Annotated in this window: 26 protein-coding genes and 1 tRNA gene; 19 read left to right on the plus strand and 8 right to left on the minus strand. The window is 29.1% G+C overall.

Going from position 1 to position 25,206, the window contains the following annotated elements; genetic code table 11:
- Window positions 1–100 precede the first annotated feature (100 nt).
- Window positions 101–436 (minus strand): helix-turn-helix domain-containing protein, encoded by a 336-nt coding sequence (locus tag I4V16_RS16565; RefSeq protein ID WP_049178353.1) that lies wholly within the window; start codon window positions 434–436, stop codon window positions 101–103.
- A gap of 139 nt (window positions 437–575) precedes the next feature.
- Here I4V16_RS16565 and I4V16_RS16570 point away from each other — a divergent pair, with 139 nt between their 5' ends.
- On the plus strand, window positions 576–1,835 hold the full coding sequence (locus I4V16_RS16570) for an alkyl/aryl-sulfatase (protein WP_099329752.1): 1,260 nt from the start codon (window positions 576–578) through the stop codon (window positions 1,833–1,835).
- A 51-nt stretch (window positions 1,836–1,886) separates the two neighbouring features.
- Here I4V16_RS16570 and I4V16_RS16575 read toward each other — a convergent pair whose 3' ends face one another.
- The 3 genes from I4V16_RS16575 to I4V16_RS16585 form a co-directional block, all read right to left on the minus strand.
- Window positions 1,887–3,296 (minus strand): glycoside hydrolase family 1 protein, encoded by a 1,410-nt coding sequence (locus tag I4V16_RS16575; protein WP_049178355.1) that lies wholly within the window; start codon window positions 3,294–3,296, stop codon window positions 1,887–1,889.
- Between the two features lie 22 nt (window positions 3,297–3,318).
- Window positions 3,319–4,689: a PTS transporter subunit EIIC gene (locus I4V16_RS16580; RefSeq protein ID WP_049178373.1), complete on the minus strand. Its 1,371-nt coding sequence runs from the start codon at window positions 4,687–4,689 to the stop codon at window positions 3,319–3,321.
- 117 nt (window positions 4,690–4,806) lie between these two features.
- Window positions 4,807–5,652, minus strand: coding sequence for a S66 peptidase family protein (locus I4V16_RS16585; RefSeq protein WP_049178356.1), 846 nt, complete (start codon window positions 5,650–5,652; stop codon window positions 4,807–4,809).
- Between the two features lie 126 nt (window positions 5,653–5,778).
- Here I4V16_RS16585 and I4V16_RS16590 point away from each other — a divergent pair, with 126 nt between their 5' ends.
- The 4 genes from I4V16_RS16590 (at window position 5,779) to I4V16_RS16605 (ending at window position 9,645) form a co-directional block, all read left to right on the plus strand.
- A complete protein-coding gene (locus I4V16_RS16590) occupies window positions 5,779–7,551 on the plus strand; it encodes an aminopeptidase P family protein (RefSeq protein WP_049178374.1) in 1,773 nt (590 codons plus the stop codon).
- Window positions 7,552–7,735: 184 nt separating this feature from the next.
- Window positions 7,736–8,869, plus strand: coding sequence for a site-2 protease family protein (locus I4V16_RS16595; RefSeq protein WP_049178357.1), 1,134 nt, complete (start codon window positions 7,736–7,738; stop codon window positions 8,867–8,869).
- A complete protein-coding gene (locus tag I4V16_RS16600) occupies window positions 8,862–9,365 on the plus strand; it encodes a hypothetical protein (RefSeq protein ID WP_049178358.1) in 504 nt (167 codons plus the stop codon). The genes I4V16_RS16595 and I4V16_RS16600 overlap by 8 nt, the downstream gene beginning before the upstream one ends.
- A 94-nt stretch (window positions 9,366–9,459) precedes the next feature.
- Window positions 9,460–9,645 (plus strand): hypothetical protein, encoded by a 186-nt coding sequence (locus I4V16_RS16605; protein WP_049178359.1) that lies wholly within the window; start codon window positions 9,460–9,462, stop codon window positions 9,643–9,645.
- 151 nt (window positions 9,646–9,796) lie between these two features.
- Here the strand turns inward: I4V16_RS16605 and I4V16_RS16610 are convergent, their stop codons facing one another.
- Window positions 9,797–10,480 carry a GntR family transcriptional regulator gene (locus I4V16_RS16610; protein ID WP_049178360.1) on the minus strand — a complete coding sequence of 228 codons (684 nt, stop codon included), beginning with the start codon at window positions 10,478–10,480 and terminating at the stop codon, window positions 9,797–9,799.
- Window positions 10,481–10,613: 133 nt separating this feature from the next.
- Between I4V16_RS16610 and I4V16_RS16615 the strand changes: the two genes are divergently transcribed.
- Both I4V16_RS16615 and I4V16_RS16620 read left to right on the plus strand, forming a co-directional pair.
- Complete coding sequence (locus I4V16_RS16615; protein WP_049178361.1) at window positions 10,614–12,011, plus strand: glycoside hydrolase family 1 protein; 1,398 nt, start codon at window positions 10,614–10,616, stop codon at window positions 12,009–12,011.
- Between the two features lie 169 nt (window positions 12,012–12,180).
- Window positions 12,181–12,654, plus strand: a complete 474-nt coding sequence (locus I4V16_RS16620; RefSeq protein WP_049178362.1) for a hypothetical protein — start codon at window positions 12,181–12,183, stop codon at window positions 12,652–12,654.
- Between the two features lies 1 nt (window position 12,655).
- On the opposite strand, the gene I4V16_RS16625 is transcribed toward I4V16_RS16620, so the two are convergent.
- Window positions 12,656–12,919 (minus strand): DUF1294 domain-containing protein, encoded by a 264-nt coding sequence (locus tag I4V16_RS16625; protein ID WP_049178363.1) that lies wholly within the window; start codon window positions 12,917–12,919, stop codon window positions 12,656–12,658.
- A gap of 516 nt (window positions 12,920–13,435) precedes the next feature.
- Between I4V16_RS16625 and I4V16_RS16630 the strand changes: the two genes are divergently transcribed.
- From I4V16_RS16630 to yqeK, 4 genes are all read left to right on the plus strand, one after another.
- On the plus strand, window positions 13,436–13,894 hold the full coding sequence (locus I4V16_RS16630; RefSeq protein ID WP_049178364.1) for a hypothetical protein: 459 nt from the start codon (window positions 13,436–13,438) through the stop codon (window positions 13,892–13,894).
- 155 nt (window positions 13,895–14,049) lie between these two features.
- The gene (locus I4V16_RS16635; RefSeq protein ID WP_049178365.1) at window positions 14,050–14,436 is read left to right on the plus strand and encodes a GntR family transcriptional regulator; all 387 of its coding nucleotides are present in this window, start codon (window positions 14,050–14,052) and stop codon (window positions 14,434–14,436) included.
- A gap of 12 nt (window positions 14,437–14,448) precedes the next feature.
- Window positions 14,449–15,834 (plus strand): PH domain-containing protein, encoded by a 1,386-nt coding sequence (locus I4V16_RS16640; RefSeq protein WP_195542136.1) that lies wholly within the window; start codon window positions 14,449–14,451, stop codon window positions 15,832–15,834.
- A gap of 177 nt (window positions 15,835–16,011) precedes the next feature.
- Entirely contained in the window at window positions 16,012–16,626 is a 615-nt protein-coding gene (yqeK, locus tag I4V16_RS16645) for a bis(5'-nucleosyl)-tetraphosphatase (symmetrical) YqeK (RefSeq protein ID WP_053089730.1), read from the plus strand.
- 97 nt (window positions 16,627–16,723) lie between these two features.
- On the opposite strand, the gene I4V16_RS16650 is transcribed toward yqeK, so the two are convergent.
- Window positions 16,724–17,512 (minus strand): putative ABC transporter permease, encoded by a 789-nt coding sequence (locus I4V16_RS16650; protein ID WP_053089731.1) that lies wholly within the window; start codon window positions 17,510–17,512, stop codon window positions 16,724–16,726.
- 207 nt (window positions 17,513–17,719) lie between these two features.
- On the opposite strand from I4V16_RS16650, the gene I4V16_RS16655 reads away from it, so the two are divergent.
- The 5 genes from I4V16_RS16655 to I4V16_RS16675 all read left to right on the plus strand — a co-directional run bounded on the left by I4V16_RS16655 (window position 17,720) and on the right by I4V16_RS16675 (window position 21,738).
- Window positions 17,720–17,917, plus strand: a complete 198-nt coding sequence (locus I4V16_RS16655; protein ID WP_027096953.1) for a helix-turn-helix transcriptional regulator — start codon at window positions 17,720–17,722, stop codon at window positions 17,915–17,917.
- An 11-nt stretch (window positions 17,918–17,928) separates the two neighbouring features.
- Window positions 17,929–18,339: a hypothetical protein gene (locus I4V16_RS16660; protein ID WP_049178367.1), complete on the plus strand. Its 411-nt coding sequence runs from the start codon at window positions 17,929–17,931 to the stop codon at window positions 18,337–18,339.
- A gap of 110 nt (window positions 18,340–18,449) precedes the next feature.
- On the plus strand, window positions 18,450–19,577 hold the full coding sequence (locus I4V16_RS16665) for an aminopeptidase (RefSeq protein ID WP_099328167.1): 1,128 nt from the start codon (window positions 18,450–18,452) through the stop codon (window positions 19,575–19,577).
- 130 nt (window positions 19,578–19,707) lie between these two features.
- Window positions 19,708–20,367 carry a TVP38/TMEM64 family protein gene (locus I4V16_RS16670; protein ID WP_049178369.1) on the plus strand — a complete coding sequence of 220 codons (660 nt, stop codon included), beginning with the start codon at window positions 19,708–19,710 and terminating at the stop codon, window positions 20,365–20,367.
- Between the two features lie 381 nt (window positions 20,368–20,748).
- A complete protein-coding gene (locus I4V16_RS16675) occupies window positions 20,749–21,738 on the plus strand; it encodes a Gfo/Idh/MocA family oxidoreductase (protein ID WP_099329757.1) in 990 nt (329 codons plus the stop codon).
- 36 nt (window positions 21,739–21,774) lie between these two features.
- Here the strand turns inward: I4V16_RS16675 and I4V16_RS16680 are convergent, their stop codons facing one another.
- Window positions 21,775–22,842, minus strand: coding sequence for a nitronate monooxygenase (locus I4V16_RS16680; protein ID WP_099328169.1), 1,068 nt, complete (start codon window positions 22,840–22,842; stop codon window positions 21,775–21,777).
- A gap of 163 nt (window positions 22,843–23,005) precedes the next feature.
- Here I4V16_RS16680 and I4V16_RS16685 point away from each other — a divergent pair.
- From I4V16_RS16685 to I4V16_RS16695, 3 genes are all read left to right on the plus strand, one after another.
- A tRNA-Trp gene (locus I4V16_RS16685) sits at window positions 23,006–23,080 on the plus strand.
- Window positions 23,081–23,533: 453 nt separating this feature from the next.
- Window positions 23,534–24,697, plus strand: coding sequence for a GH25 family lysozyme (locus I4V16_RS17610; protein WP_271822427.1), 1,164 nt, complete (start codon window positions 23,534–23,536; stop codon window positions 24,695–24,697).
- A gap of 134 nt (window positions 24,698–24,831) precedes the next feature.
- The gene (locus tag I4V16_RS16695) at window positions 24,832–25,011 is read left to right on the plus strand and encodes an alpha/beta-type small acid-soluble spore protein (RefSeq protein ID WP_049178971.1); all 180 of its coding nucleotides are present in this window, start codon (window positions 24,832–24,834) and stop codon (window positions 25,009–25,011) included.
- Window positions 25,012–25,206 lie beyond the last annotated feature (195 nt).

Below are 25,206 nucleotides of genomic sequence, written 5' to 3' on the forward strand. Positions count from 1 at the left end.
AAGAGAATTCAAATTCATGAATTCTCTTCTTTCTTTTTATCCGATTGTATCAAATTTATTTTGATACAGCCCCTTTTATTATTTAGGAAATCATAACCTGTTAGTCATGCTTTTTATATGTATTTAAATAATCAGTTCCCCATATTTCCATAGATTTAATAATAGGTTTTAAAGAAGCGCCAAGAGGACTTAAACTGTATTCAACTCTTGGTGGCACTTCAGGATAAGCTATCCTAATTACAATTCCATCATTAACCATAGATTTTAAATTTTGAGTTAATATTTTTTGACTAATTTGAGGTAAACTTTTCTGAAAGTCACTATATCTCTTCGTACCAGTTAATAAATCCCTTAATAATAATATTTTCCACTTGTTACCTATTAATCCTACAGTTGTAGCAACAGGACAAGTGGGTAAATCATTTTTTGAAATCATAATTTTATCTCCTACGTTTAAAAGTTTAATTCTTACCAAAAAGTGCGTATCGGACAAAAAGGTGCCTACTTCCAAAGGTAAGATTTTACTATTATTATAAAGGAGTATTAAAGACTATACAAACAAAAGGAGAATTAACATGTTAAAAAAAGATGGAGAATTATTGCTTGAAGAGTTTGCAATGGAGGCTTATCCAAAGAGTATTATAAAAGTTTCTGAAGGAATTTATCATGTTATTGGATATGGGCATAGTAATTCTATAGTAATTGAAGGTAAAAGTTCATTAATTCTTGTGGATACTTTGGATTCTAGTTATAGAGCAAAAGCAATGAAAGAGGATATAGAGAAGATAACTAAAAAACCAGTAAAGACTATAATTTATACTCATGGTCATCCAGATCATAGGGGGGGAGCTGGAGCTTTTAAAGATACTGTTGAGGAAATTATAGCTTTTGCACCAAAGCGAGCTGTTTTAAAATATATGGACAAGATATCAGATGTATTAAACAGACGTACAGCAAGGCAGTTTGGATATGAATTAACAGATGAAGAGGTTATAACTCAAGGTATTGGAATAAGAGAAGGTCATGCTATTAATGAAGGAAAATATGATTTTCTTCAGCCAACAACTATATATACTGAAGATGTGGTTGAGCGTGTTATTGATGAAGTGTCACTTAAGTTAGTATCAGCAGTAGGAGAAACTGATGACCAGTTATTTGTATGGCTAGAAGATAGTAAAGTATTATGTTGTGGAGATAATTACTATGGGTGCTTTCCTAATTTATATGCTATAAGAGGAGGTCAATATCGTGATATTGCTACATGGGTGGATAGTTTAAAGAATATCTTATCATATCCTGCAGAAGTTTTATTACCAGGGCATACAAAACCAATTTTCGGATATAAAAATATCCAAGATATTTTAGGGGATTTTACAGGAGCAATTGAATACATACTTCTTCAGACTTTAGATTGTATGAATAAAGGTATGAGTGAAGATGAAGTTGTGACAAATGTTAATCTTCCTGAGGAATATAAAGGTAAACCTTATTTAGGAGAATTCTATGGAACAGTAGATTGGGCAGTACGTTCAATTTATGGAGGATATGTTGGGTGGTTTGATGGAAATCCTACTAACATTAATCCACTATCAATGGATGTATATTCAAGAAAAATGGTAGAGTTTATTGGAGGAGAAGAAAAGATTATAAATGAAATAAAAAATGCTTTAAATAAAGAAGAATATCAATGGGCAATTCAGCTTTGTGATTTAGTTATAGATAAAAATAGTGAGGCTAAGAGGTTAAAGGCAGAAGGACTTATAGGATTGTCAAAGTTAATAACAAGTGCAAATGGAAGACATTATTATATAGCTTGTGCTAAAGAACTTATGTAGTTTTAAAGATAAAAGGTTATTGCAAATTGCAACAACCTTTTATTATGTTTGCTATTTTAATTCTTTTCCATTGGTTTTAATAACATTTTGATACCAGTAGAAGCTATCCTTTTTAATTCTTTTCATACTTAAAGTATCATCATCAGTTCTATCTACATAGACAAGCCCGTAACGTTTTCTAAATCCTTGAGCAGAACTTAATAAGTCCATAAATGACCATGGACAATATCCAAGCATTTCAACACCATCTTCAATAGCTAAAGCGCAAGCATTGATATGGTTTCTTAGGTAATCTATACGGTATTCATCATGAACTTTTCCATTTTCTAAAATGTCAGGAGTTCCTAATCCGTTTTCAGTGATTATAAGTGGGAGACGATATCTTTGCCAGTATTCATTTAAAGCTACACGTAATCCAGAAGGATCTATTGCAGCACCATATTCTGTTGCTTTAAGCTGTGGATTCATAGACATTTTAAATAATCCATACATGTTAAAATCTACAGTACCTTCTCTAAGTCCAAAAGGATGTTCAGCATCTACAGGTAGTGCTTCAGCACAATTTGTTCGATAATAGTTTACTGCTATAAAATCCATCTTAGCCTTCTTTAAGATTTCTTTATCACTTTCCTCCATATTAGGCATAATGTTTCTTTCTCTTAAATAGTTCATGTAGTATCCTGGATACTCACCAAATTGGTGCATATCAAGCATATAGTAAACCTTAAAGTTATCATTCATTCTTGCAGCATAAATATCTTCAGGTTTACAAGTAAGAGGATATGTTACAGAAGATGAAACAGCAGCCCCAATCTTACTTCCAGGAATCATTTCATGACAAGCATTAACAGCTAGAGCATGTGCTAAACACATATTGTAATCCATTTGAGCACGCATTTTATCAATCTTTAAAGGATCTGTTTCATCATAAATATTGATTCTTTCTTCAACTCTAACAATAAGGTTTTGTTCATTATGAGGTTGCCAAAACTTAACCCTATCTCCAAACTCTTTAAAGCATACTTTAGCATAGTGTTCAAAGGCAAATACAGTTTCTCTGCTTTCCCAACCATTATATTTTTCAACTAAAGCAAAGGGTAAATCAAAGTGATATAAAGTTACAAAAGGTTCAATTTTGTTTGCTACTAGTTTATCTATAACCTTATTGTAAAAGTCTATTCCTTTTTGATTAATTTCACCTTCACCATCTGGAATTATTCTAGCCCATGAAATAGAAAATCTATAAGTTTTCATTCCAAGTTCCTTCATTAAATCAATATCTTTTTCAAAGTTATGATAGAAGTCTGAAGCTACCTTTGTATCAGCTTGAAAGTGAGATTTTTTAAATGAGTTGTAGTCGGCTACAGTCATTTTCTTTCCGTATTCATCCCATGCACCTTCTATTTGAAATGCAGAAGAGGATGCACCCCATAAGAAATTCTTTGGAAATATTGAATTCATATATAAGTCCTCCTAAGTTGTTTTATTCTTTAATATCATCAAATCCTACGATATAGGTAAGTATAGCAGAACCAAGGAATGCTATAGCACATCCACCTAAGTAACTTAAGAATGCAATAGTACCAGCTTCAGCATATACAGGAATTGTTAATATGCCTTGGTTAGCAAATGCATTACCATAAGCACCACCAAGTCCCATAATTCCACCACCTACAGATCCACAGATAACTGCAAGAATCATTGGCTTTTTAAGCCTAAGGTTAGTACCATAAATAGCAGGTTCAGTTATACCAAATAAAGCAGTAATACTAGCAGACATTGCTATAGTTTTTAAATTCTTATTCTTAGTTTTAAAGAATACTCCTAAAGCAGCACCAGCTTGTGAAAAATTTGCAGCACCTGCAAAGGCTAAAAGATTTTGTCTTCCAGTTGTAGCAACATCATTTATTCCGATAGGTAATAAAGCTCTGTGAGCACCAAATATAACAAGAACACACCATAAACCACCAATGAATGCACCACATAATACTGGGCTTAATCCATAAATGTATTTATAAGAAAAGTTAATAGCATTGCCTAAATATATTCCTATTGGTCCAAATATAAATAATGTAGCTGGTAACATAATTAGTAAAGAAAGTGTTGGAACCATTATGATTCTAATAACTTCTGGAATGTATTTTTCTAAAAGTTTTTGAACATATGAAAGTACCCATACAGCAATAATAATTGGAATTACTGAGGATGTATAGGTAGCTTTTGTAACAGGTAGTCCAAGAAAACTAACTGCAGCATCACCTGTCATAAGTGCTGCAAAAGCAGGGTAGCACAAAGTAGCCCCTATAACCATTGATATAATTTCGTTAACTTTAAATACCTTAGCAGCAGTGTATCCTAAGATGATTGGCATAAAGAAGAATATAGCATCAGATAAAGCATTTAAAATTATATAAGATTGAGATTCCTTTATATTGATACCATATTTATTCATATAGAACATTGCTAAAACTGATAAGATTCCTTTTATCATACCGGAACCAGCTATTGCAGGTATGGTAGGAGTAAATATTCCAGCAATTGAGCTTAAAATTTTATTACCAATATTGTGTTTTTCTTTAGTTTCAATAGTAGATGATGATATATCTTTTTCTGGTACAAGTTTAATGAATTCATCATAAACTTTAGTAACCTTATTTCCTATAACAACTTGAAACTGTCCCATTTTTTCGACTACTGTAATAACCCCTTCTGCTGAAGCGATTTTTTCTTTATCAGCAATTGATGTATCATTTAGTTTTACTCTAATTCTTGTCATACAGTGGGATAAATCATTTATATTATTTTTTCCACCTAAACCAGAAAAGATTTCCTCTGCCGTCTTTTTATAATCCATAAATAATTTCTCCTTTTTGATTTTTGATAATGATTATTATTTCATAATTATTATCTTGTGTCAAATTCAGAGTATATTAATAGGATATCTAAGGTATATTAAAAGAATAGTACTTTTTTAATTATTCACTAATTTGATTTCTTTACCAATGACTATACACTTAGAGTCATTTCCATGCCCTAATTCTTTTGTTTTAACTATAGGCATATTTTTATCATTAACAATTTCCTTGACTAGTTCCTCAATAGTAGGATTATAATTATTTTTCTCCATTTCAGTAAAAGTTCCAAGAATAATTCCGTTAATTTCTTTAAATGCTCCCATAAGCTTTAACTGAGTTAAAAAAGTTCTCATCTTAGCAACATCACCACCAAGACTTTCAAGTAAAAGTATTTTACCTTTGAAGTCAGGCATATATTTAGTTCCAGCTAGTTTTAAAGTACATCTAATATTGCCTCCAATAACTATGCCCTCCATAGATTTTCCTTGAATCCAGTTATACTTAAAGTTAAATAAATCATTATTAAGGCCTTTAATAAAATTAGTAAATCTATTTAAGTTTTCTTCGTTAGTAACAATATGCCTAACTTGATAAAGGTAAGAAGGGGCACCAGATTGGGAATATATACTGTTCAAGATTACTGATAAATCACTATATCCTATAAATGGTTTAGGATTGTTTTTTATTACATCAAAATCTATATATTCTAATACCTCATTAGATAAATCTCCACCAGAAATATCAAAAATTGCATCTATTGAAGAATCTTTATATAGATTCATTAGTTCTTCTCCACGTTCCTTGCCACTTCCACTAGAAAGTCCATCATCTTTAACATAAATAGTTGAAGATAGGACTACATTTAACCCAAGAGAGCTAAAAATCTTTAAAAGTTTATCTAGTGTAGGTCTTGCACTTTCTTGAAGACCATTTGAACAGCTTATTATTGCTACGTTTTTCATTAAATTCACCTTCTTATAAAAGTTTTTATTCTATAATATCATAGTTTGTCATTTATCATATATTTTTATTGATAGAATGTTAATTAATTGTATAATAGAACTATAATTTACAATCATTGGGGAGGACTGAAAATGAGTAATTTAAATAATTTAAGAGAAGTCATGAAAAAAGAAAATGTAGATTATTACATAATTCCAAGTGGTGATTCACATCAAAGTGAATATGTTCCAGAATACTATAAAGGAAGAGCTTATGTATCAGGATTCACAGGTTCTGCTGGTACTTTATTAGTTGGGATAGAAGAAAGTTATTTATGGACTGATGGAAGATACTTTATTCAAGCAGAAAAAGAACTTAATGGTTCAGGAATTAAGCTTATGAAGATGAATATACCTGGTTATCCAAGCTTAATTGAGTGGATAAAGAATAATGTTAAAGAAGGAAAAACTTTAGCTTTTGATGGAAGTACAATCTCTACTAATGAGTATAAAAATTATCAAGAATTATCAAAGAAAAATGGATTTAATATAAAGATGGATAGGGACCTTTTAAATGAAATTTGGAGTAATAGACCAGAACTTTCAAAAGAAAAGATATTTATCCATGATACAAAGTATTGTGGAAGATGTACTAGTGAAAAGTTACAAGAAGTGAGAGATGAAATGAAAAAACTAGAGGGAGAAAACTATGTAATTGCCTCCTTAGATGATATAGCTTGGCTATTTAATATAAGAGGGAATGATATAGCTTATAATCCTGTAGCTTTAGCTTATGCTTTAATAAGTGATAAGAAAGCAGTTCTTTATATTAATGAGGAAAAGGTAACTAATGATGATAAGAGAACATTAGAAGCACAAGGTGTAACGCTAAAGCCATATAATGATATTTATGAAGATATAAAGAATGTAACTGAATCTATTATTATTGATGGTGCTAAAGTTAATGGAAAACTTTATTCTTTAATTTCAGAAGATGTAAAAATAATAGAAAACTTAAATATTACAACATCTCTTAAGGCAGTTAAGAATGAAGTTGAAATAAAGAACATGGAAGTTTCTCAAGTGAGAGATGGAGTAGCCATGGTTAAGTTTATTAAATGGCTTAAAGAGAATGTAGGAAAAATAAATATGACTGAAATATCAGCATCAGATAAGCTTGAAGAAATAAGAGCTAATGGAGAAAAGTTTAAGGGATTAAGCTTTAATACAATAGCTGGTTATAAAGATCATGCAGCAATGATGCATTATTCAGCTACAGAAGAAAGCCAGTATGAATTAAATAGTGAAGGAATGTTACTTATAGACTCAGGAGCTCAATATTTAGATGGAACTACTGATATAACAAGAACATTTATATTAGGATCAATAACTGAAGAAGAGAAGAGAGATTTTACTTTAGTATTAAAATCTCACATAGCCCTAGCTACAACTATTTTCTTAAAGGGTACTAATGGATGTAACCTAGATGCTATAGCTAGAAGACCATTATGGAAGTATGGTATGGATTATAAATGTGGAACAGGTCATGGTGTTGGATTCTTTTTAAATGTTCATGAAGGACCTCAAGGAATAAGGCCTTTTGGTAATACTATAGCACTTGAGCCAGGTATGATACTTACGAATGAACCAGGAGTTTATAAGGAAAATAAACATGGAATAAGAACAGAAAATACCCTATTAGTTACTAAGGCTTTTAAGAATGATGAAATGGGAGAATTCTATAAGTTTGATACTATTTCATATTGTCCAATTGACTTAGAAGGGGTAGATGTTTCTTTATTAGATGAAGAAGAAAGAGAATGGCTAAACAATTATCATAGAACTGTTTATGAAAAGTTAAGTCCGTATTTAAATGAAGAAGAGAAGAAGTTCTTGGAAAAGGAAACAAGAAGTATTTAAATAATAGAGATTAAAAAGAGAAATCCGTGAGGATTTCTTTTTTTATAAGTTTATCTTATGGAATAATAGAAAACAAATAATTGTTACCTTAATTCTATATTAAATTACTATTTATTTTTTTTGAAGTGGAATAAACTAATGTATAATTAAATAAATGGAAATAATAAGGAAAAGTAGGGGGATTATGAATAAATCAAGTAGTGAAAAAAATAAAAATAAAAAAAGGATTTTATTCTTTATAGGCTGTATAGTTGTAGGTTTTTTAGGAGGAGTTTTTTTTGGAAAAACAATAAGTCTTAAGAGTATAGGCTTTAGACCAATTGATTTTTTTATAATATTAATATCTTTGTATGTGTGGATGTTTATATCAATTAATATTCATGAATTTGGTCATTTTATTTTTGGTAAAAAAGCAAAATATAAGTTAATTGGATATTCAATTGCTTGTTTTAATTGGTTTTACGAAAATGGAAGAGTAAAATTTTATTTGAAATTTAATAAAGAAATTGGTGGATTATGCTGCATGATGCCAACTAAAGAGAGTAGTAGAAAGGATCATCTTTTATTTATTTCTGGAGGAGTTATTTTTAATTTTATAAGTATATTACTTATGTTGTTTGGATTGTTTTTAATGCCTTCTGGAAAAGTGCTATTAAAAGGAATATTAATTGCAGGAATAGTTGTAACTAGCTTGTTAGCAATAATGAACTTTATTCCAATAAAGTCTATAGGAATAGCTACCGATGGTAATATTTTTTGGAGTATTTTAAGAAATGAACCTTCAGGACAAATTTACTTAAAAATTTTGGACGTAACTAATAAATTAAGGGGCGGAGTGAGTTTTAAAGACTTAGATTTAAACGTTGATATTAAAAATATTGAAAAAGTAGATGTGGCAACAATACAAATAGTGTTATATGAATATTTTAAGGCTTTGGATTTAGACAATATAGAAGAAGTGAAAAACAACATAGAGTTTTTAGAAAATCATATTGATATTATTCCAGAGTACTCAAGACCAGGATTTTATAACGAATTTATATATTATTATTCTGCAATAGAATTAAAAGAAGAAAAAGCAAAAGAATATTTTACTAAAACTAAAAAGTTATTAATTAATGATAAAGATATCAATGGTAGAAGGACTTTAGCATCATATAAGTTGTTTATTGAAAATGATTATGAAGAAGCAAAAATGTGTTGCTTTGATGGATTATCAGTAAAGGATAGGTTTCCATTTAAGGGACAAGCGTTGTTAGAAGAAAAACTTATTATGAGAATGTTAGATAAAGTTAATGGAGGAAATGATAATGAATAACAAAAAGTATATTTTTGGAATTGCTTTAATTGTAATAGGTATATTAGGAATAGTAGATAAAATATTTAATATAAGACTGTTTACTATGGGAACTTTATGGCCAATCTTTTTGTTAGTACCAGGATTGTCTTTTGAGGTAGCTTACTTTACAAATAGAAAAGGTCCAGGAATGTTAGTGCCAGGAGGAATTTTAACTACATTAGGATTACTTTTTTTATTTGAAGAGATAACTAGATGGCAATTTTCAGCATATACTTGGCCAATTTATACTTTAGCTGTAGCAATAGGTTTATTTCAATTATATTGGTATGGTGGGAAACAAAAGGCTTTATTGATTCCTATTTGTATATTATCTTTTGTTACATTTGGTGCATTTTTCTCTATGATATTTGGAAATGTATTTCATTGGATGAATAGATCATTAACATTTCCTATAATACTGGTCGCAATTGGATTATACATGGTTTTTTATAATAAAAAAGAAGAGGAAGAATAGAGAATTTAATGATTTTAATACATTGATTTCATAGCATTAATATTTGTCCGCTACAGATAATATAAGTGTAATCAAAATTGAGGAGGGATATATTATGAGCGAACATAATTGTCACTGTCATCATGATAAAAATCATGAACATAACTGCCATCACAACCATGGAGCAGATGATTTAAACTGCAACAGAGGAAGCATGGTAAATATCTGTAACTGTGGATGCGGACATGGAAAAGATGAAAAACCAAATCCAAAGAGTGCTACAAATAATCAATGGTCTTAAAGGCTGGTGATTAAAGTGAGTGAAAAAAAGTGTAAAAGCTGTGCAAGTCAGCAAGAATTAGAAAAAAAGAAAAATGGTAATGCTAAGAAAAATCATAAATAAAATAAAAGCTACAAAACAGTTTGTTTTGTAGCTTTTATTTTATGAAATTTTATCTTTTTGCATAGTAAGTTATATTATTATCTCTATGTTTATTTATTGAATATTCATAAGGTCTTCCATTAGTTAAATAGCCTGTATTTTCAATTTGAAGGGCTAAAGAATCCTCTGGTAGTTGTAAGTATTCACAATCTTTTTTAGAAAGCTTTATAGCACTAATGTTTTTAATAGCATGACTCACTTCGTAATCAAAGGAGCTTTCTACATAATGAAGTAAACTATGTAAACAGTCCTCTTCCTTTAAGTCAGGTAAAAGGGAGTAAGGAATAAATGTTTCCTCTGTATGTGATGGAGTTGTAGAAACGTATCTTATTCTAATGATAGACCAAACTTTAGATCCTTCATCCAACTTTAACATGTTACATATCTCAGGTGTAGCTACTTCTAATTTGAATTTTACTACTTTAGATGTAATAGAACTTTCTCCATATAATTCAAGTAAAGATGAAAAATTTAAAATATGATTTGATGGTAAGCCATTTATGTAAGTTGGACCACCATGAATTCTTCTTAAATATCCTCTTTCAATTAGACTTTCAGTAACCTTTCTAACAGTATGTCTATTACAGTTATATTTTATAGCTAATTGACTTTCCGATGGCATTCGTTCATCAACTTTATATTTTTCTAAGGTAATGTCTTCTATTATATCTCTTATTATTTCCTTACTTTTCAACAAAACCACCTCATAAATGCTATATATTTCATATTTAATTTTATCATTAGTAAAATTTATTGTATAGACAAATAGTTACTGTGGAATAAAAATTATATAGAATAAAATTAAAGAAAGGGCAGGTGGTAATGGAATGGAAAAGAAATTTATATTTCCAGAAAATTTTTTATGGGGGTCAGCAACATCTGGACCACAATCAGAAGGACGTTTTAATAAAAAACATGATAGCGTGTTTGATCATTGGTATGATATAGAACCAGATGCTTTTTTTGATAAAGTAGGACCAAACGTTGCATCTAATTTTTATAATAGCTATAAAGAAGATCTAGCTATGATAAAGGAAATTGGATTAAATTCTTTTAGAACATCAATCCAATGGACTAGATTAATAAAAGATTTTGAAACTGCAGAAGTTGATGAAGATGGTGTAAGATTCTATAACGATATGATAGACGAATGTTTAAAGAATGGACTTATTCCAATTATTAATTTACATCACTTTGACTTACCTGTTGAATTGTACAAAAAGTATGGTGGATGGGAATCAAAGCATGTAGTTGACTTATTTGTTAAGTTTGCAGAAAAGGCATTTGAGTTATTTGGAGATAGAGTAAAGTATTGGACTACATTCAATGAACCAATAGTAGTTGTTGAAGGGCAATATTTATATAAGTTCCATTATCCATGTTTAGTAGACGGTAAAAAAGCTGCTCAAGTTATGTTTAATATAAATCTTGCATCAGCAAAGGCTATTGAAGCTTATAGAAAAGGTGAATATAACAAGGATGGAGGAAAGATTGGTATAGTGCTTAATTTAACTCCTTCATATCCAAGATCAGAAAGTAAGGAAGATTTAGCTGCAGCTAAATTTGCAGATGATTTCTTTAACAATTCTTTCTTAGATCCAGCTATAAAAGGTAAGTTCCCAGAATATTTAGTTGAAAAACTTACAGAAGATAAAGTTTTATGGGAAGCTACAGAGGAAGAAATAGCTATAATAAAGGACAACACTATAGATTTCTTAGGTGTTAACTATTATCAACCAAGAAGAGTTAAGGCTAAGGAAGAAGCATATGACGAAGCTTTAGGTTGGATGCCAGATAAGTATTTTGATAACTACATTATGCCAGGTAGAAGAATGAATCCATATAGAGGATGGGAAATCTACCCTGAAGCAATGTATGATATAGCTATGAATTTAAAGAATAATTATAACAACATTCCTTGGTACATTTCTGAAAATGGAATGGGCGTAGAGGGTGAAGATAGATATAAAAATGAAGATGGAATAATAGAGGATGATTATAGAATCGACTTTATTAAAGAACATTTAGAGCACCTTCATAGAGGAATAGAAGAAGGATCAAACTGTTTTGGTTACCATACATGGACACCAATAGACTGCTGGTCATGGTTAAATGCTTACAAGAACAGATATGGATACATTTCAGTTGATTTAGATACACAAAAGAAGACAATTAAGAAGTCTGGAAGATGGATTAAAGAAGTAACTGAAAATAATGGATTTTAAGAAGTACTAGGGAAAAAATTTAAGGTACTAGAGAAAAATTGAATTAGATACTATAGATAAAGCTGCCTGAAAGGGCAGTTTTTTTGTTACATACTTAAGTATTTTGTAAGAAATAGATTAAGAGGTTATGTGCTAAAATGAGGCATATAAAGTAAAAAAGGAGGGGCTTATGGAAAAGAATAACGAGATTAATACTAAGGATAAATTTCTTAAGAAGATATGTAAAATTTGCGGAATTATTATAGTAGTCTATATTATAGGTCTTTGTTTCATAAGTGGAAAATATGTATATCATGCATGGGTGAATGTAGTTACTGCATTAAGTGTATTATCTGTAGGATTATCAGCTACATTTCTTATATTCAGGTGGGTAAAGAGAAAAACAAAATATAAATTAATTAAATTATTTTCTAATCTTGTTTGTGCATTAGCAGTTATGGTATTTATATTTGGACTAATATTTATAAGTATAATGTATACTCCTGAACATAAAGATAATGGTCTAATAGCAAGAGTACATCCTGGTATTCATCATACAAATGTGTATTTTTTTGAAGATATAAATATTTTTATTATGAAAGAGTCTAGTAGAAAAGAAGAAATGTATGATGGAAGTTATGATAGATATGCTAGTGATAATTAGATTATTTAATTATCATTATTATACAAAGAATATTTACAATTAGTAGTACTGGTATACCAATAGTAAATTTCTTATGCTTAGTTTTATGTCTAAATGTATACATTCCTATAAGACATCCTAATGAACCACCTATAAGAGCAGTAAACATTAATGTATTCTCGCTAATTCTCCATCTATTTTTTACAGCTTTTCTTTTATCTAAAAACATTAATATAATTCCTAATAGATTGATAAAAACAATATAATAAGCTAACAATTTAACCATAATTCACCTCTATAATAACTTTAATTATAATATACCATAAATTACTAGGTAAAATAAATAAAAAAAATGAATTTCGCTACAATAATCGACAAACTTTTCGGAAGAAATATGATAACGTTATAATTGAAGTTAGGGGAATTAATATAAATATATTAATAACTTTCAATTATAAGTATAAAAGAAGAATGAGAGAGAATACGGGAAAAGTTCTTATAGATAAAACTATAAGAATTTTTTGGTTATAGAAATAAAAAATAACAAGCTTTAGAGGCTTGTTATTTTTAATATAGGGGGATTCATATGGGTGTGTGGTCCATATGAATTTTATAATTTATGATTTCATTAATATTATGGACAAGTTCCAAGGTTTTATTCATAAAAATAAAAAATAAATAAAATTGCTGATAGGATACAATAATAAAGATTAATTAATAAAAGTTATTAATTATAATTGACTGCTTAAAAAATGAGGAGTATTATGAAATTAATAAGAGTGGAATAAAGGAGGAAGATTTTATGAAGCTTATAAAGGATTTAATTGTAAGTGCAAATGATAGAATTCTGTTCATTGTTGGTGGATTATTATGGGCTTTTGCTGGAACAAGAATTTTTACTTTAGGGTATGGAGATTTATTTAATAATTCTCAGAATCCATTTAGTTATATATTAGGAAGTATAATTGTATATATACTTTTTTATAATTTTATTTTTTCTAAGATGGTTAAAAAACATCTAAAAAGAATAATAGAAAGTGCAAAAGAGAAGTATTGTATTTTTTCATTTTTTGATATTAAAGGATATATAATTATGGCTATTATGATAGCTGGAGGAATAACAATAAGAAGTTCAGGAATTATTAATCCTGTTTATTTAGGAAGTTTCTACTTAGGGCTAGGTGGGGCTCTAGCTACTTCTGGAGTAATGTACTTCTTATCAGGGATAAATTATGAAAGAACATTAGCAACATTTAAATAGAATTTTTTGGGAATTAAGCGTGCTAAGGTACGCTTTTTTATTCTTTAGGAAATTATAGCTATTATTAAATTGTGGATAACTTCAGTAATTTAGCGATATATTGTTATTAAGTATTATTTGTATTATAATGTATAATACAAAGTAGAGGTGATAACATGATAATTAATTTAAACATGAATAGTGATGTACCTATTTATGTTCAGCTAAGAAATGAAATAGTTATGGGAATAGGACGTGGGGAACTAAAGAGAGGGGAAAGCCTTCCAACAGTACGCCAAATGGCAGCTGACATAGGTGTAAATACAATGACAGTAAATAAAGCGTATAAGATATTAAAGGATGAAGGATATATTGAAATTGATCGTAGGCATGGTGCTAAGGTTAATCCAAGTATTAACTTATCTTCTGAGTTTAAAGAAAAACTAGAAAGTGAATTAGAATTATTAGTAGCTGAATCTGTTCTTAAAGGAATAAGTAAAGAGGAGTTTTTTAATATATTTAATTCAGTTTTTGCTGGTATGAAGGGAATTGTGAATAATTAGGAAGGAGAATTTATGGTATATATATTTTTATTTAGTGGATTAATAATTTTATTTACTATGTATTTTATAAATTTATCTGCCACAAAGCCTAATAACAATATAGTAATTGGTGTAACCTTGCCGTATATACAGCTAAAAGATGAAAAGGTATTAGAAATAATTAATCGATTTAAGAAAGAAAATAAATACCTGATGGTTGCTTCTGTAGTATTAATTACTCCAATAATATTTATAAAAAAATATGATTCTTTTATAATAATATATTTTTTTATATGGACATTTTCACTAATTGGACTTTCGGACTTACTAATTAAAAAGTATATTAAGCTACTTATGGGGTTGAAGAGAAGTAATAATTGGTATGTTGGAGAGAAGAATATAATTAGAATTGATACGAAGGTAACTAATTTAAAGGAGGGGATGCCAATATCAATATTATGGTTTATTCCTTCTATAGTAATTTCTATCTTATATGTTATAAGAGCTTTTTTTAATAGGGAGAGTATAGGAAATATTACAGTATATATAGCTTTAATAGGGTTATTAGCAATATTAATTTTTATGTTTTTATATAATAGGTATAGTAATATGAGAACCAATGTATACAGCAATGATTCAGAAGTTAATATGCTGTGTAATAGAATATACAAAAAGAAGTGGTCACTTTGTTGGATTGGAATATCAACATGTAATAGTATAACTTTGGCTTTAATAATTGAAGGGATAATAATGGAGACAAGCTTAGGAGTTATATTATGTATAATAGGAATGTGGCTTACAGTTTTTTCAGTAATTATAATAATATATACCACAATAAATATAAAAGAAAGCATAAATAAAGTTGTATATGCATCAGAGGATAGGTTATTTACTGATACAGACGAGTATTGGGAAAAAGGATATTATTGTAACCCTCATGATAGCAGAATTATGGTTGAAAAGCGTATAGGAACAGGAATGTGCTTCAACTTAGGAAATAAAAAAGGAAGAATTTTAAATTATGGCGGGAACATATTTGCAATAATTCTTGTTGTAGGTATATGTATATCTTTATTAAGATTTGATATTAGTGGATTTAAGATGAATATAAATAATAATGTGATAAAAATAAAGGCACCATCTTATGGAATGGAATTTAATATTGATGATGTGGAAGGTGTGGAATTAATTAACGAAATGCCTAAAGCTACTATTAAGACTAATGGGATAGGAGGGAGCCATTATAGCGTTGGATACTTTAAATTAGAGGGATATGGTAACACACCTATATATATTTATAGAAATAGCTCTCCTTATCTAAAAATTAAGTTAAAGGATAAGTATGTGTTTATAAATGGGGAAAAGCCAGATATAACAAAAGAGTATTACGAAGAAATTAATGAAGCAATAAAAAGATGAACTACCCTTGATAGTAGTTCATTTTTCTATTTACAGTATAATAATAAACAAATATAAATCTATAAAGATTATTATTTTAAATATAATGGTAAACAATATTTAATACTTATTGTTTTTTATGTATACTTAAATAAGTTTACGAGTTAGATAAATAGGAATTTAGAGGGGGATTTAATTATGTCAATTATATTAGATAATTTTGATTATATAAATAATATAGAGAAAACAGGAGATTTCACTAAGGATGTATGTGAGCTTCTTGAAGTAAATAATAAGAATCATACTAAAAAACATGTATTAGAGGTTGCTGAAACAAGTTTAAAGTTAGCTGATAGGTTTCTGTTAGATTCTGAAATATGTTATAAATCAGCGTTACTACATGATATTAGTTCAATAATAAAGCCAAAGGATATGATTGTCATAGCAAATGAAAATAATATGTTGTTAGATATTTCTGAACAAAAATATCCTTTTTTGCTACATCAAAGAATTTCTAAGTTAATAGCATTTCACTATTTTGGTATTACAGAAAAAGATATATTATCTTCAATTGAGTGTCATACCACATTAAGAAGTAAACCTAGCAAATATGAAATGGTCTTATTTCTTGCTGATAAAATATCATGGGATCAAGATGGAGAACCACCATATATAGATATTATAGAAGAGGGATTAAGCATATCATTAGAAAATGCATGTAAAAATTATATTAACTATGTATATGAGAATAATATGCTTTTATGTCCGCATAAATGGATGAATGAGGCACATAGGTATTTTGCAAATATATGATAATTTCTAAATTGTAGGATTTAATTTCATATAAAGGAACAATAGTTAAGAAATAATGGATTAAAAGGACCGATAACTCGGTCCTTTTAAAATAATATTATTTTCTTCTAAATGTATTTCCAATTTTATCTTTTAACACTTTAAATGCTTCATTAAATTTCTTAGAACTAGCACTTGGATATGCTTTTATAATTTGTTTATGAAAAAAGTTGACTTTTTCAGCATATTTATCATATTCGACCTTTAATGAAGATAACTTTTCCTTTATTAAGCTTAAATCAGTAGAAGATAATGAAGAAGTTTTTTCCTTTATCTGAGTACTTAATGATTCCATTTCTTCTCTTATTTTTGTCATAAATTCTAATATTCTATTTAAATCAAGTACGTTATAAGTAGAGTATACAAAATCAAATATAAAAATTATTGAAGCGACAACTGATAAAACAACTGTAGTTGTATTTCCTAAGCTAGCTATAAAAGTTGATATAGGGGCATGTATAACATAAACAACAAACAATGTTAAAACTCCCCAAAATAAGGAACTAACTAAACAAATTCTACCTTTATAATTAAATTTATCATCAGTGTAATCCCAATATTTAATTTTAAATAATGTTTCCATTAACCATCCAGTAAAATATTCAAGAATTGTAGTAGATATTAAACCAGCTATATAAACAAGAATAGGATGATCTATTAATGGTAAAGAGACAAATAAAATTAATATTGTACCTGTACCGTAAATAGGTAAAAATGGCCCTTTTAAAAAACCTCTATTTATAAATCTTTTTTCTCTAGTTGAAACTATTGTTGATTCAACGCACCAACCTAAAAAACAATATATATAAAATAGTAATATCCATTGAAATAAATTATAAGTATACATATGCTTATTTCCTTCCTAAAAAAATGTGTACCAATTAAATTATATCATTAGTATTAGGAAAAAAATAACAAAATTATTAAATTTAGATGTAAAGTGTGCTTGACATAGGGGAAGGAAAAGATTAGAATGTAAGTAAAGGAAACTTTACATTTGTATAGCTTTTGAAGTAAAGGAAGCTTTACATCAAGTGCTTTGTTGGAGGTGTTTATGAAAAATAAAATTAAGGAGCTAAGGGAAGAAGCTAAGTTAACTCAGCAGGAATTGGGAGAAAAATTAACTGTATCAAGGCAGACAATAATATCTTTAGAAAATGGAAAGTATAACCCATCTATAATACTAGCCTTTAAAATAGCTAATATTTTTGGAAGATCTATTGAAGAAATATTTATTTATGAAGAGGAATAGGAGGAGAGTTTATGTCAATTACAAATAAAAATAGAATTCAAGGGCTAATTTTAATGCTGGTAGGAGTAAGTTTACTAATTGCTTATAAAATTCAAGGAGATGCTTTAGTTCATGAAGAATTAGTTTTTGGCTTTGGAATAGGGTGTTTATCTGGTGGAGTTGCAGCTTTTTTAGGAACTTTCCTATTTAAGAATGGAAAATATAATGAAAATTATAAAATTCAAGAAAAGGATGAAAGACTTCATCAAATATGGGATAAGGCTGGATATAGTGCATATAACTTATCATATATTATAGTTTTATTTATGTTTATTTTAGTATCAATATTTGAAATATCAGCAATATCTATACTGATAGCGTTGTTGGTAATTATGCCAGTAGCGCATATAGGATTTAGCTACTATTATAATAAAAAAATATAGTTTCTATTTAGTGAATTAACAGCAAAGAAGTTCTAAATTAAAACTATCCTTAGAGAAGTTTAATCTGTGGTATAATTATCCTATTAAGTTTATTTTAGGAGGATGAGTGTATGGCAGATAAAAGGTTAAATAAATTAGCAAAACTATTAGTTAACTATTCAACAGAAGTAAAACCAGGAGATTTAGTATTTGTATCAGCAGATGAAGTATGTACACCATGGGCGACAGAAGTAATAAAAGAAGCTACTAAGGCTGGTGCATATGTTGAATATAAATTAAGTTCACAGGAAGCTCGTGAGGTGCAACTTAAATATTCAAATGATGAGCAATTAAGACATGGTGATCTTATAATGGAGACAATACTTGAAAAAGCAGATGTATGGTTAAGTGCATGGGGGTCAAGAAATACTAGAGCATTTACTAATATGGACTCAGAAATATTAAAGAAATCTCAGGAGGGTGCAAAAAAGTGGAGAAGATTCTACTCAGATAGAATGGGCAGTGGTGAATTAAGATGGTGTGGTACACAATATCCAACACAATCTGATGCACAAGAAGCTTCTATGAGCTTTTCAGAGTATGAGGACTTTGTATATGGGGCAGGTTTACTTGACTTTGATGATCCAGTAGCTGAGTGGAAGAGAATAAGTGCAGAGCAAGAAAGATGGGTTAAGTATTTAGATACAAAGAGTGAAATCCATATAGTATCTGAAGGAACTGATATAAAGGTAAATGTTAAGGGAAGAAAGTGGATAAATTGTGATGGTAAGGCTAACTTCCCAGATGGAGAAATATTCACATCACCTGTAGAAGATGGAGTAAATGGATATATTACTTTTTCATTCCCAGGAATTTATGCAGGAAAAGAAGTTGAAGGTATTAAGCTAATAGTTAAGGATGGGAAGGTAGTTGAAGCTACTGCAAAGAAGGGGGAAGATTTACTTAAGAGCCTTATATCTATAGATGAAGGAGCTAGTAGCTTTGGAGAAGTAGCTATAGGTACTAACTATGGAATTAAGAACTTTACAAAGAATATGCTATTTGATGAAAAGATAGGTGGAACTGTTCATATGGCAATTGGAGATTCTATGGAAGAAGCAGGAGGAAAGAATAAGTCTTCAATTCATTGGGACATGCTATGTGATATGAGGAATTGTGGTAAGATTTATGCTGATGGTGAGCTTTTCTATGAGAATGGGAAGTTCATTGATGAAATACTAATTAAGCATAATTTATAATATATTAAATAAAATAAAAGGAGGTGTTAATTAATCTCCTTTTTTATTTTAGAAAAAATTAAGAAACTTAAGTTTAAATATGTGGTAGGATATTAAGAGGGAAACGATAACAGGTGTAAGGGGTTTATTAATGAGAAAAGAAAATATTAATAAAATAAAGTTTACTATTTTTATTGTTTTTATAGTATGTATATTAGTTTTTGTTTTACTAAATTGGAATACTATTAAACATTTGAAAATTCATAAATTACTTAAGTATCTTGAAGGCATAGGCCCTGTAGCAATGGTTGTATATTTAGCAATGCATATTATGAAGCCTTTCTTTATAGTAATACCATCAAATATTTTGGCTTTAGGGGCAGGAATTGTATTTGGTCCAATAAAGGGATTTTTATTGACTATGGTTGGATTTTTTTTATCTGGCACAGTGGCTTTTTATATTTCTAGATTTTTAGGCAAGGACTTTGTTGAAAGTATCATTGGTGGAAAGTTAATGAAGTTAGATAACAATATGGAAAAGAACGGGTTTAAAATATTGTTTTTACTTAGATTGCCACCAGTGCTTCCATATGATCCATTAAGTTATGCTTGTGGTCTTACAAAGATAAAGTATTGGGACTTTATAATTGCTTCTCTAATAGGGGTTGTACCAGAAACTATATGTTATTCAATAATAGGAAGAGAAGCGCACAATCCATTATCACCAAAATTTTTAATTCCTATTTCAGTTTTAATAGTAGCAGTTGTAGGATCAAAGTTTATAATGGATAAAAGACATAAGATAAGTTAGACAGGATAAGAAGATGATGATGAGAAATCGCTAGACGATTTCTTTTTTTATTCTTTAGGAAATTATAATTGACATTAACTTTTGGTGACTTGAACATTTTAATGTTAGTTATATTTATTATAGAAACTGTAAATAGCTTAAATATAAAAATATAAAAATATATAAATATAAAAATATATAAATATAAGAATATAAAAATATATAAATATAAGAATATATAAATAAGTGAAATTAGAAAAGAAATTTCTATATATTTTTGGAAAGGTTTTTCTTTAATAAGATAGAATTATATTAATAGCATAGTTGATATAGATGAACTTAGGTATGTAAAAGATATATGGAATAAACAATAAGAATAAAGTATAAGGGATGATGATTAATATGAGCAAAATTAAATTTGGACTTATAGGAACGAGTAATATATCTCACTGGTTTTTAGATGGAGCTAAAGAGTGTGAGGATTTTGAGTTGGTTGGAGTTTATTCAAGAAGTTTAAGTAAGGCAAAAGAATTTGGTGAACCTTATGGAGCTAAATTATTTTTTGATAACTTAGAAGAGATGGCAAAGTGTGAAGAGATAGATGCAATATATATAGCGTCTCCTAATTCCATTCATGCATCACAGGCAATTTTGTGCATGAATAATAAGAAACATGTTTTAGTTGAAAAAGCCTTTGGGTCTAATGCTAAAGAAGTTTTAGATATGATTAAGGCATCAAGAGAAAATGATGTTCTTCTTATGGAAGCAATGAAAACAGTACAAATGCCAAATTTCAAAATACTTAAAGATAACTTATACAAGATTGGTAAGGTAAGAAAGTACTTTGGCAGCTACTGTCAGTACTCTTCTAGATATGATAAATATAAAGCTGGAATTATAGAAAATGCTTTTAAAAGAGAATTATCTAATGGAGCATTAATGGATATAGGTGTTTATACAATTTATCCAATGGTAGCTTTGTTTGGAAAGCCTAATTATATTAAGGCTGATGCTTATATGCTTAACACAGGTGTAGATGGGGAGGGTTCTGTAGTTTTCAATTATGATGATATGATGGGAACTATTCAGTATTCTAAGATATCAAATTCATATATTCCTTCAGAAATTCAAGGAGAAGAGGGAAGTATAATCATTGAACAAATTAATAGTTTTAATAAAATAACTATAAGGTATAGAGATGGTAGGGAAGAAGTAATTTCAAATGAACAATTTGAAAAAGAAAGTATGTTTTATGAAGTAGAAGAGTTTATAAAGATTATTAAAGAAGGAAAGAGAGAGTCGGAAATTAATTCACATGAAAACTCACTTAATACTATGAAGATCATGGATGAAGTAAGAAAACAGATAGGCTTAGTTTATCTAGCAGATTAATATTAAAGAAGAGGTTGACTAAAGCAACCTCTTTTTCTATGCATTTAATAAATCTTGTTTTAATTCCTCCATAATCTCATTTACAGTAGAAATTTTATCTATTTTATAAGCATTTTCTCCACAGAAGATTAAACCCTCATTTAAATTACCACGTACTGCTTGTATAAGAGCTTTACTTATACAGTATGGAGTTACGGCTGGATTACATGGAGTAAGACACTGATAGCATTTTGTTATTTTAATTCTTTCTTTTCTTGTATGTTCAACAAATGGGTTTAATATAGCACGTCCAGGCATACCAACAGGACTATTAACTATTGATATATCTTCTTTTTTTGCATTAACATAAGCTTTTTTATAGGCTTCAGAAGCATCACATTCTTCTGTAGCAACAAATCTTGTAGCCATTTGCACACCATTAGCACCAAGCTTTAAGTATTTAGCTATATCGTTGCCGTCAAACACACCACCAGCTACAATTACAGGAATATCTTTATTATACTTTTCGCTATATTTTTTTACCTCTTCAACTATTTCAACTACATTATTATCAAAATTTGCATCTTCAAGCTCAAGTTTATCCTTAGCATATCCTAAGTGTCCACCTGCTTTAGGGCCTTCTATAATAACCATATCAGCAGTAACATTGTCATGTTTATCCCATAATTTTAAAAGAACTTTAGCAGACTTAGGAGTTCCAACTATAGGAGCAATTTTTACACTACTTCCCTTTGTTAGTTTTGGTAGCATAGTTGGAAGACCAGCACCAGATATAATAATATCAATACCAGCTTCAATTGCAGCTTTAACATGTTCTGCATATTCCTTTGTAGCGACCATTATATTTACCCCTAGGATACCGTTTTTACATTTTTCTTTTGCTAATTTTATCTCTTCTTTTAAAGCTTTTAAGTTACAATCTAAAGCGTTATTTTCAAAGTTTTTATCTCTAAATCCAATTTGAGCAGCTGAAATAACACCTATTCCTCCTGCGTTTGTTACAGCAGAAGCAAGATTAGAAAGTGATACTCCAATTCCCATTCCACCTTGAATTATAGGAAGAGGGACTGATAAATCTCCTATTTTTAATGGATTAAATTTCATAATATAATAACCTCCAAATAAATCTATAATCAAATATTTTGATAATCAAATAATTATAATTATTATAGTTTAATTTATTGACATATACAATATTTTTATAAAATATTTATTTTTATAATTTGTTGACAGTGGTTAATTATCATGATAAAATTAACTTCGTTATAGGGGTATGGCTCAACGGTAGAGTAGTGGTCTCCAAAACCATTGGTTGTGGGTTCAAATCCTACTGCCCCTGCCACCAAAAAGACTTAATGAATTTTCATTAAGTCTTTTTTTATGTCTAGGAAATTATAAAATTTTAATTTGCTATAAATAAAAGGTATTATTATATTTTCATATTAAAAAATATAAAATCTAAGGATAATAATCTTATAATTTATTTAGTATGAGTGGGGGGATATTTGTTTTAATGTGACTTGAAGCGTAGCGACGGAACAAGCAAAATAATTATCTACTCCACCCTTTTTATATAAATTGGAGAATTAAATATAAGTTACATTTTCCTATAAACTTTTATTTAGAATTAATAATTATTTCTGAAAATAATCTTCTAAGATAGTTATTAATTGTAGATCTAGAGGTAATTCTCATAAAAAAACTCCCTAAAACACATTAATTAACATAGTTATACAAGAAGTAGTGGAATATTTATCATATTCTACATATTTTAATAAAGAGGGGCGTGTTTTTTATGGAAAGCAGAAATTCAAATAATTTTAGAGGCATAGATGTAAGTAACTGGCAAGGTAATATTGACTTTGCTAAAGTTAAGCAAAGTGGAATTCAAATAGTATATATGAAAGCCACTGAAGGTACAACCTTCGTTGATAAAAAGTTAAATCAAAATTATTCTAGGGCAAAAGCTCAAGGTTTGAAGATTGGATTTTACCATTTCTTTAGACCATCCTTAGATTCAAAGGCACAAGCAAAACATTTTGCAAATACAATTAATGGAAAGGTATCTGATTGTAAATTAGCATTAGATCTTGAAGTTGCTGATAATTTTAGTAAAAGCGCATTAACAGATAAAGCCTTAACATTTATAAATGAGCTTAAGAGTTTAACTGGTTTAGATATAGTTGTATATACCTACACTTATTTTGCTAGAACTAATATTGATTCAAGATTAGGAGTGTACCCACTTTGGATAGCTCACTATGGAGTTTTAACACCAGGTAGCAATCCAATATGGAATAGTTGGGTAGGATTCCAATATAGTTCTACTGGTAGTGTTCCAGGTGTATCAGGAAATTGTGATATGAATGAATTTACAAAGGGAATACTTTTAAGTTCTTCATCAGCTCCACAGGAACCAGAAAATAATTATGAAACTTATACAGTAAAGGCTGGAGATACTTTATCAGGAATTGCTACTATGTATGGAACAACCTATCAGGAACTAGCTAAACTAAATGGTATTAGTAACCCTAATAAAATTTATGTTGGACAAGTCCTTAAAATAATAAAAGGAACAAATTCCTCTGGTGGTAATACTTCATCAGGTACAATTTCAGTAGATTCACGGGTAAAAATTATAGGATCTAATTATGCTACAGGTCAAGCTATACCATCCTGGGTTAAAAATAATGTTTATACTGTGCAACAAATATCAGGAAATAAAGCTTTAATAAAAGAGATAACAAGTTGGGTTTATATAAGCGATTTAGTATTAGTTTCAGGTGGGACATCAACTGGCTCTGGTTCATCAGCTCCTGTATACTATACTGTTAAATATGGAGATACTTTGTCTGGAATAGCAGCTATGTATGGAACAACGTACCAAAAGCTCGCTGAATTGAATGGGATTTCCAATCCTAACAAGATATATGCAGGACAGAAAATAAGGGTTAAATAAACTGAAAATGGGTAATTTACCGTTTATTAATTCGTATAGGAAAGTGTCAGATGGACAATATAATAGTGTAAGATGAATTGAGTAGTAACTCAACAAATCTTATTAAAAATACCTTAAGCTGAGGAGGGATCAATATGTCAAAAGCATTAGTTCCAGAATCTAAATTAGGACTAAACAGATTCAAAAACGAGGTTGCACAAGAGTTAGGAGTTCCATTTACAGATTATAATGGAGACTTGACTTCAAGACAATGCGGTTCCGTAGGTGGCGAAATGGTAAAAAGAATGGTAGAAGAATACGAAAGTAGATTATAAAAGCACCTACTGACTAATTTTAGAAGGACAGAATTACCAATGGAAATTACACCGCCAGAAAAATTTGCTTAACACGTATTCAACTACCGGGAGAATGACGAAAGTCATTCTCCTTTTTTAAGTGCGCCCAGCATGGGCGTACACTAATCGGTGAAAGTCCGTAACGGGGGCTGATAGTGCCAACCGTATAGCTTA

The organism is Clostridium sp. 1001283B150210_160208_E6 (genome assembly GCF_015669365.1).
GTDB classification, from domain to species: domain Bacteria; phylum Bacillota; class Clostridia; order Clostridiales; family Clostridiaceae; genus Clostridium; species Clostridium paraputrificum.

What these genes read in the sequence shown, in the direction of transcription:
- I4V16_RS16565 (WP_049178353.1), bottom strand. Translation starts at nt 436, where the DNA reads ATGATTTCAAAAAATGATTTACCCACTTGTCCTGTTGCTACAACTGTA.
- I4V16_RS16570 (WP_099329752.1), top strand. Translation starts at nt 576, where the DNA reads ATGTTAAAAAAAGATGGAGAATTATTGCTTGAAGAGTTTGCAATGGAG.
- I4V16_RS16575 (WP_049178355.1), bottom strand. Translation starts at nt 3,296, where the DNA reads ATGAATTCAATATTTCCAAAGAATTTCTTATGGGGTGCATCCTCTTCT.
- I4V16_RS16580 (WP_049178373.1), bottom strand. Translation starts at nt 4,689, where the DNA reads ATGGATTATAAAAAGACGGCAGAGGAAATCTTTTCTGGTTTAGGTGGA.
- I4V16_RS16585 (WP_049178356.1), bottom strand. Translation starts at nt 5,652, where the DNA reads ATGAAAAACGTAGCAATAATAAGCTGTTCAAATGGTCTTCAAGAAAGT.
- I4V16_RS16595 (WP_049178357.1), top strand. Translation starts at nt 7,736, where the DNA reads ATGAATAAATCAAGTAGTGAAAAAAATAAAAATAAAAAAAGGATTTTA.
- I4V16_RS16600 (WP_049178358.1), top strand. Translation starts at nt 8,862, where the DNA reads ATGAATAACAAAAAGTATATTTTTGGAATTGCTTTAATTGTAATAGGT.
- I4V16_RS16605 (WP_049178359.1), top strand. Translation starts at nt 9,460, where the DNA reads ATGAGCGAACATAATTGTCACTGTCATCATGATAAAAATCATGAACAT.
- I4V16_RS16615 (WP_049178361.1), top strand. Translation starts at nt 10,614, where the DNA reads ATGGAAAAGAAATTTATATTTCCAGAAAATTTTTTATGGGGGTCAGCA.
- I4V16_RS16620 (WP_049178362.1), top strand. Translation starts at nt 12,181, where the DNA reads ATGGAAAAGAATAACGAGATTAATACTAAGGATAAATTTCTTAAGAAG.
- I4V16_RS16625 (WP_049178363.1), bottom strand. Translation starts at nt 12,919, where the DNA reads ATGGTTAAATTGTTAGCTTATTATATTGTTTTTATCAATCTATTAGGA.
- I4V16_RS16630 (WP_049178364.1), top strand. Translation starts at nt 13,436, where the DNA reads ATGAAGCTTATAAAGGATTTAATTGTAAGTGCAAATGATAGAATTCTG.
- I4V16_RS16635 (WP_049178365.1), top strand. Translation starts at nt 14,050, where the DNA reads ATGATAATTAATTTAAACATGAATAGTGATGTACCTATTTATGTTCAG.
- I4V16_RS16640 (WP_195542136.1), top strand. Translation starts at nt 14,449, where the DNA reads ATGGTATATATATTTTTATTTAGTGGATTAATAATTTTATTTACTATG.
- yqeK (WP_053089730.1), top strand. Translation starts at nt 16,012, where the DNA reads ATGTCAATTATATTAGATAATTTTGATTATATAAATAATATAGAGAAA.
- I4V16_RS16650 (WP_053089731.1), bottom strand. Translation starts at nt 17,512, where the DNA reads ATGTATACTTATAATTTATTTCAATGGATATTACTATTTTATATATAT.
- I4V16_RS16655 (WP_027096953.1), top strand. Translation starts at nt 17,720, where the DNA reads ATGAAAAATAAAATTAAGGAGCTAAGGGAAGAAGCTAAGTTAACTCAG.
- I4V16_RS16660 (WP_049178367.1), top strand. Translation starts at nt 17,929, where the DNA reads ATGTCAATTACAAATAAAAATAGAATTCAAGGGCTAATTTTAATGCTG.
- I4V16_RS16665 (WP_099328167.1), top strand. Translation starts at nt 18,450, where the DNA reads ATGGCAGATAAAAGGTTAAATAAATTAGCAAAACTATTAGTTAACTAT.
- I4V16_RS16670 (WP_049178369.1), top strand. Translation starts at nt 19,708, where the DNA reads ATGAGAAAAGAAAATATTAATAAAATAAAGTTTACTATTTTTATTGTT.
- I4V16_RS16675 (WP_099329757.1), top strand. Translation starts at nt 20,749, where the DNA reads ATGAGCAAAATTAAATTTGGACTTATAGGAACGAGTAATATATCTCAC.
- I4V16_RS16680 (WP_099328169.1), bottom strand. Translation starts at nt 22,842, where the DNA reads ATGAAATTTAATCCATTAAAAATAGGAGATTTATCAGTCCCTCTTCCT.
- I4V16_RS17610 (WP_271822427.1), top strand. Translation starts at nt 23,534, where the DNA reads ATGGAAAGCAGAAATTCAAATAATTTTAGAGGCATAGATGTAAGTAAC.
- I4V16_RS16695 (WP_049178971.1), top strand. Translation starts at nt 24,832, where the DNA reads ATGTCAAAAGCATTAGTTCCAGAATCTAAATTAGGACTAAACAGATTC.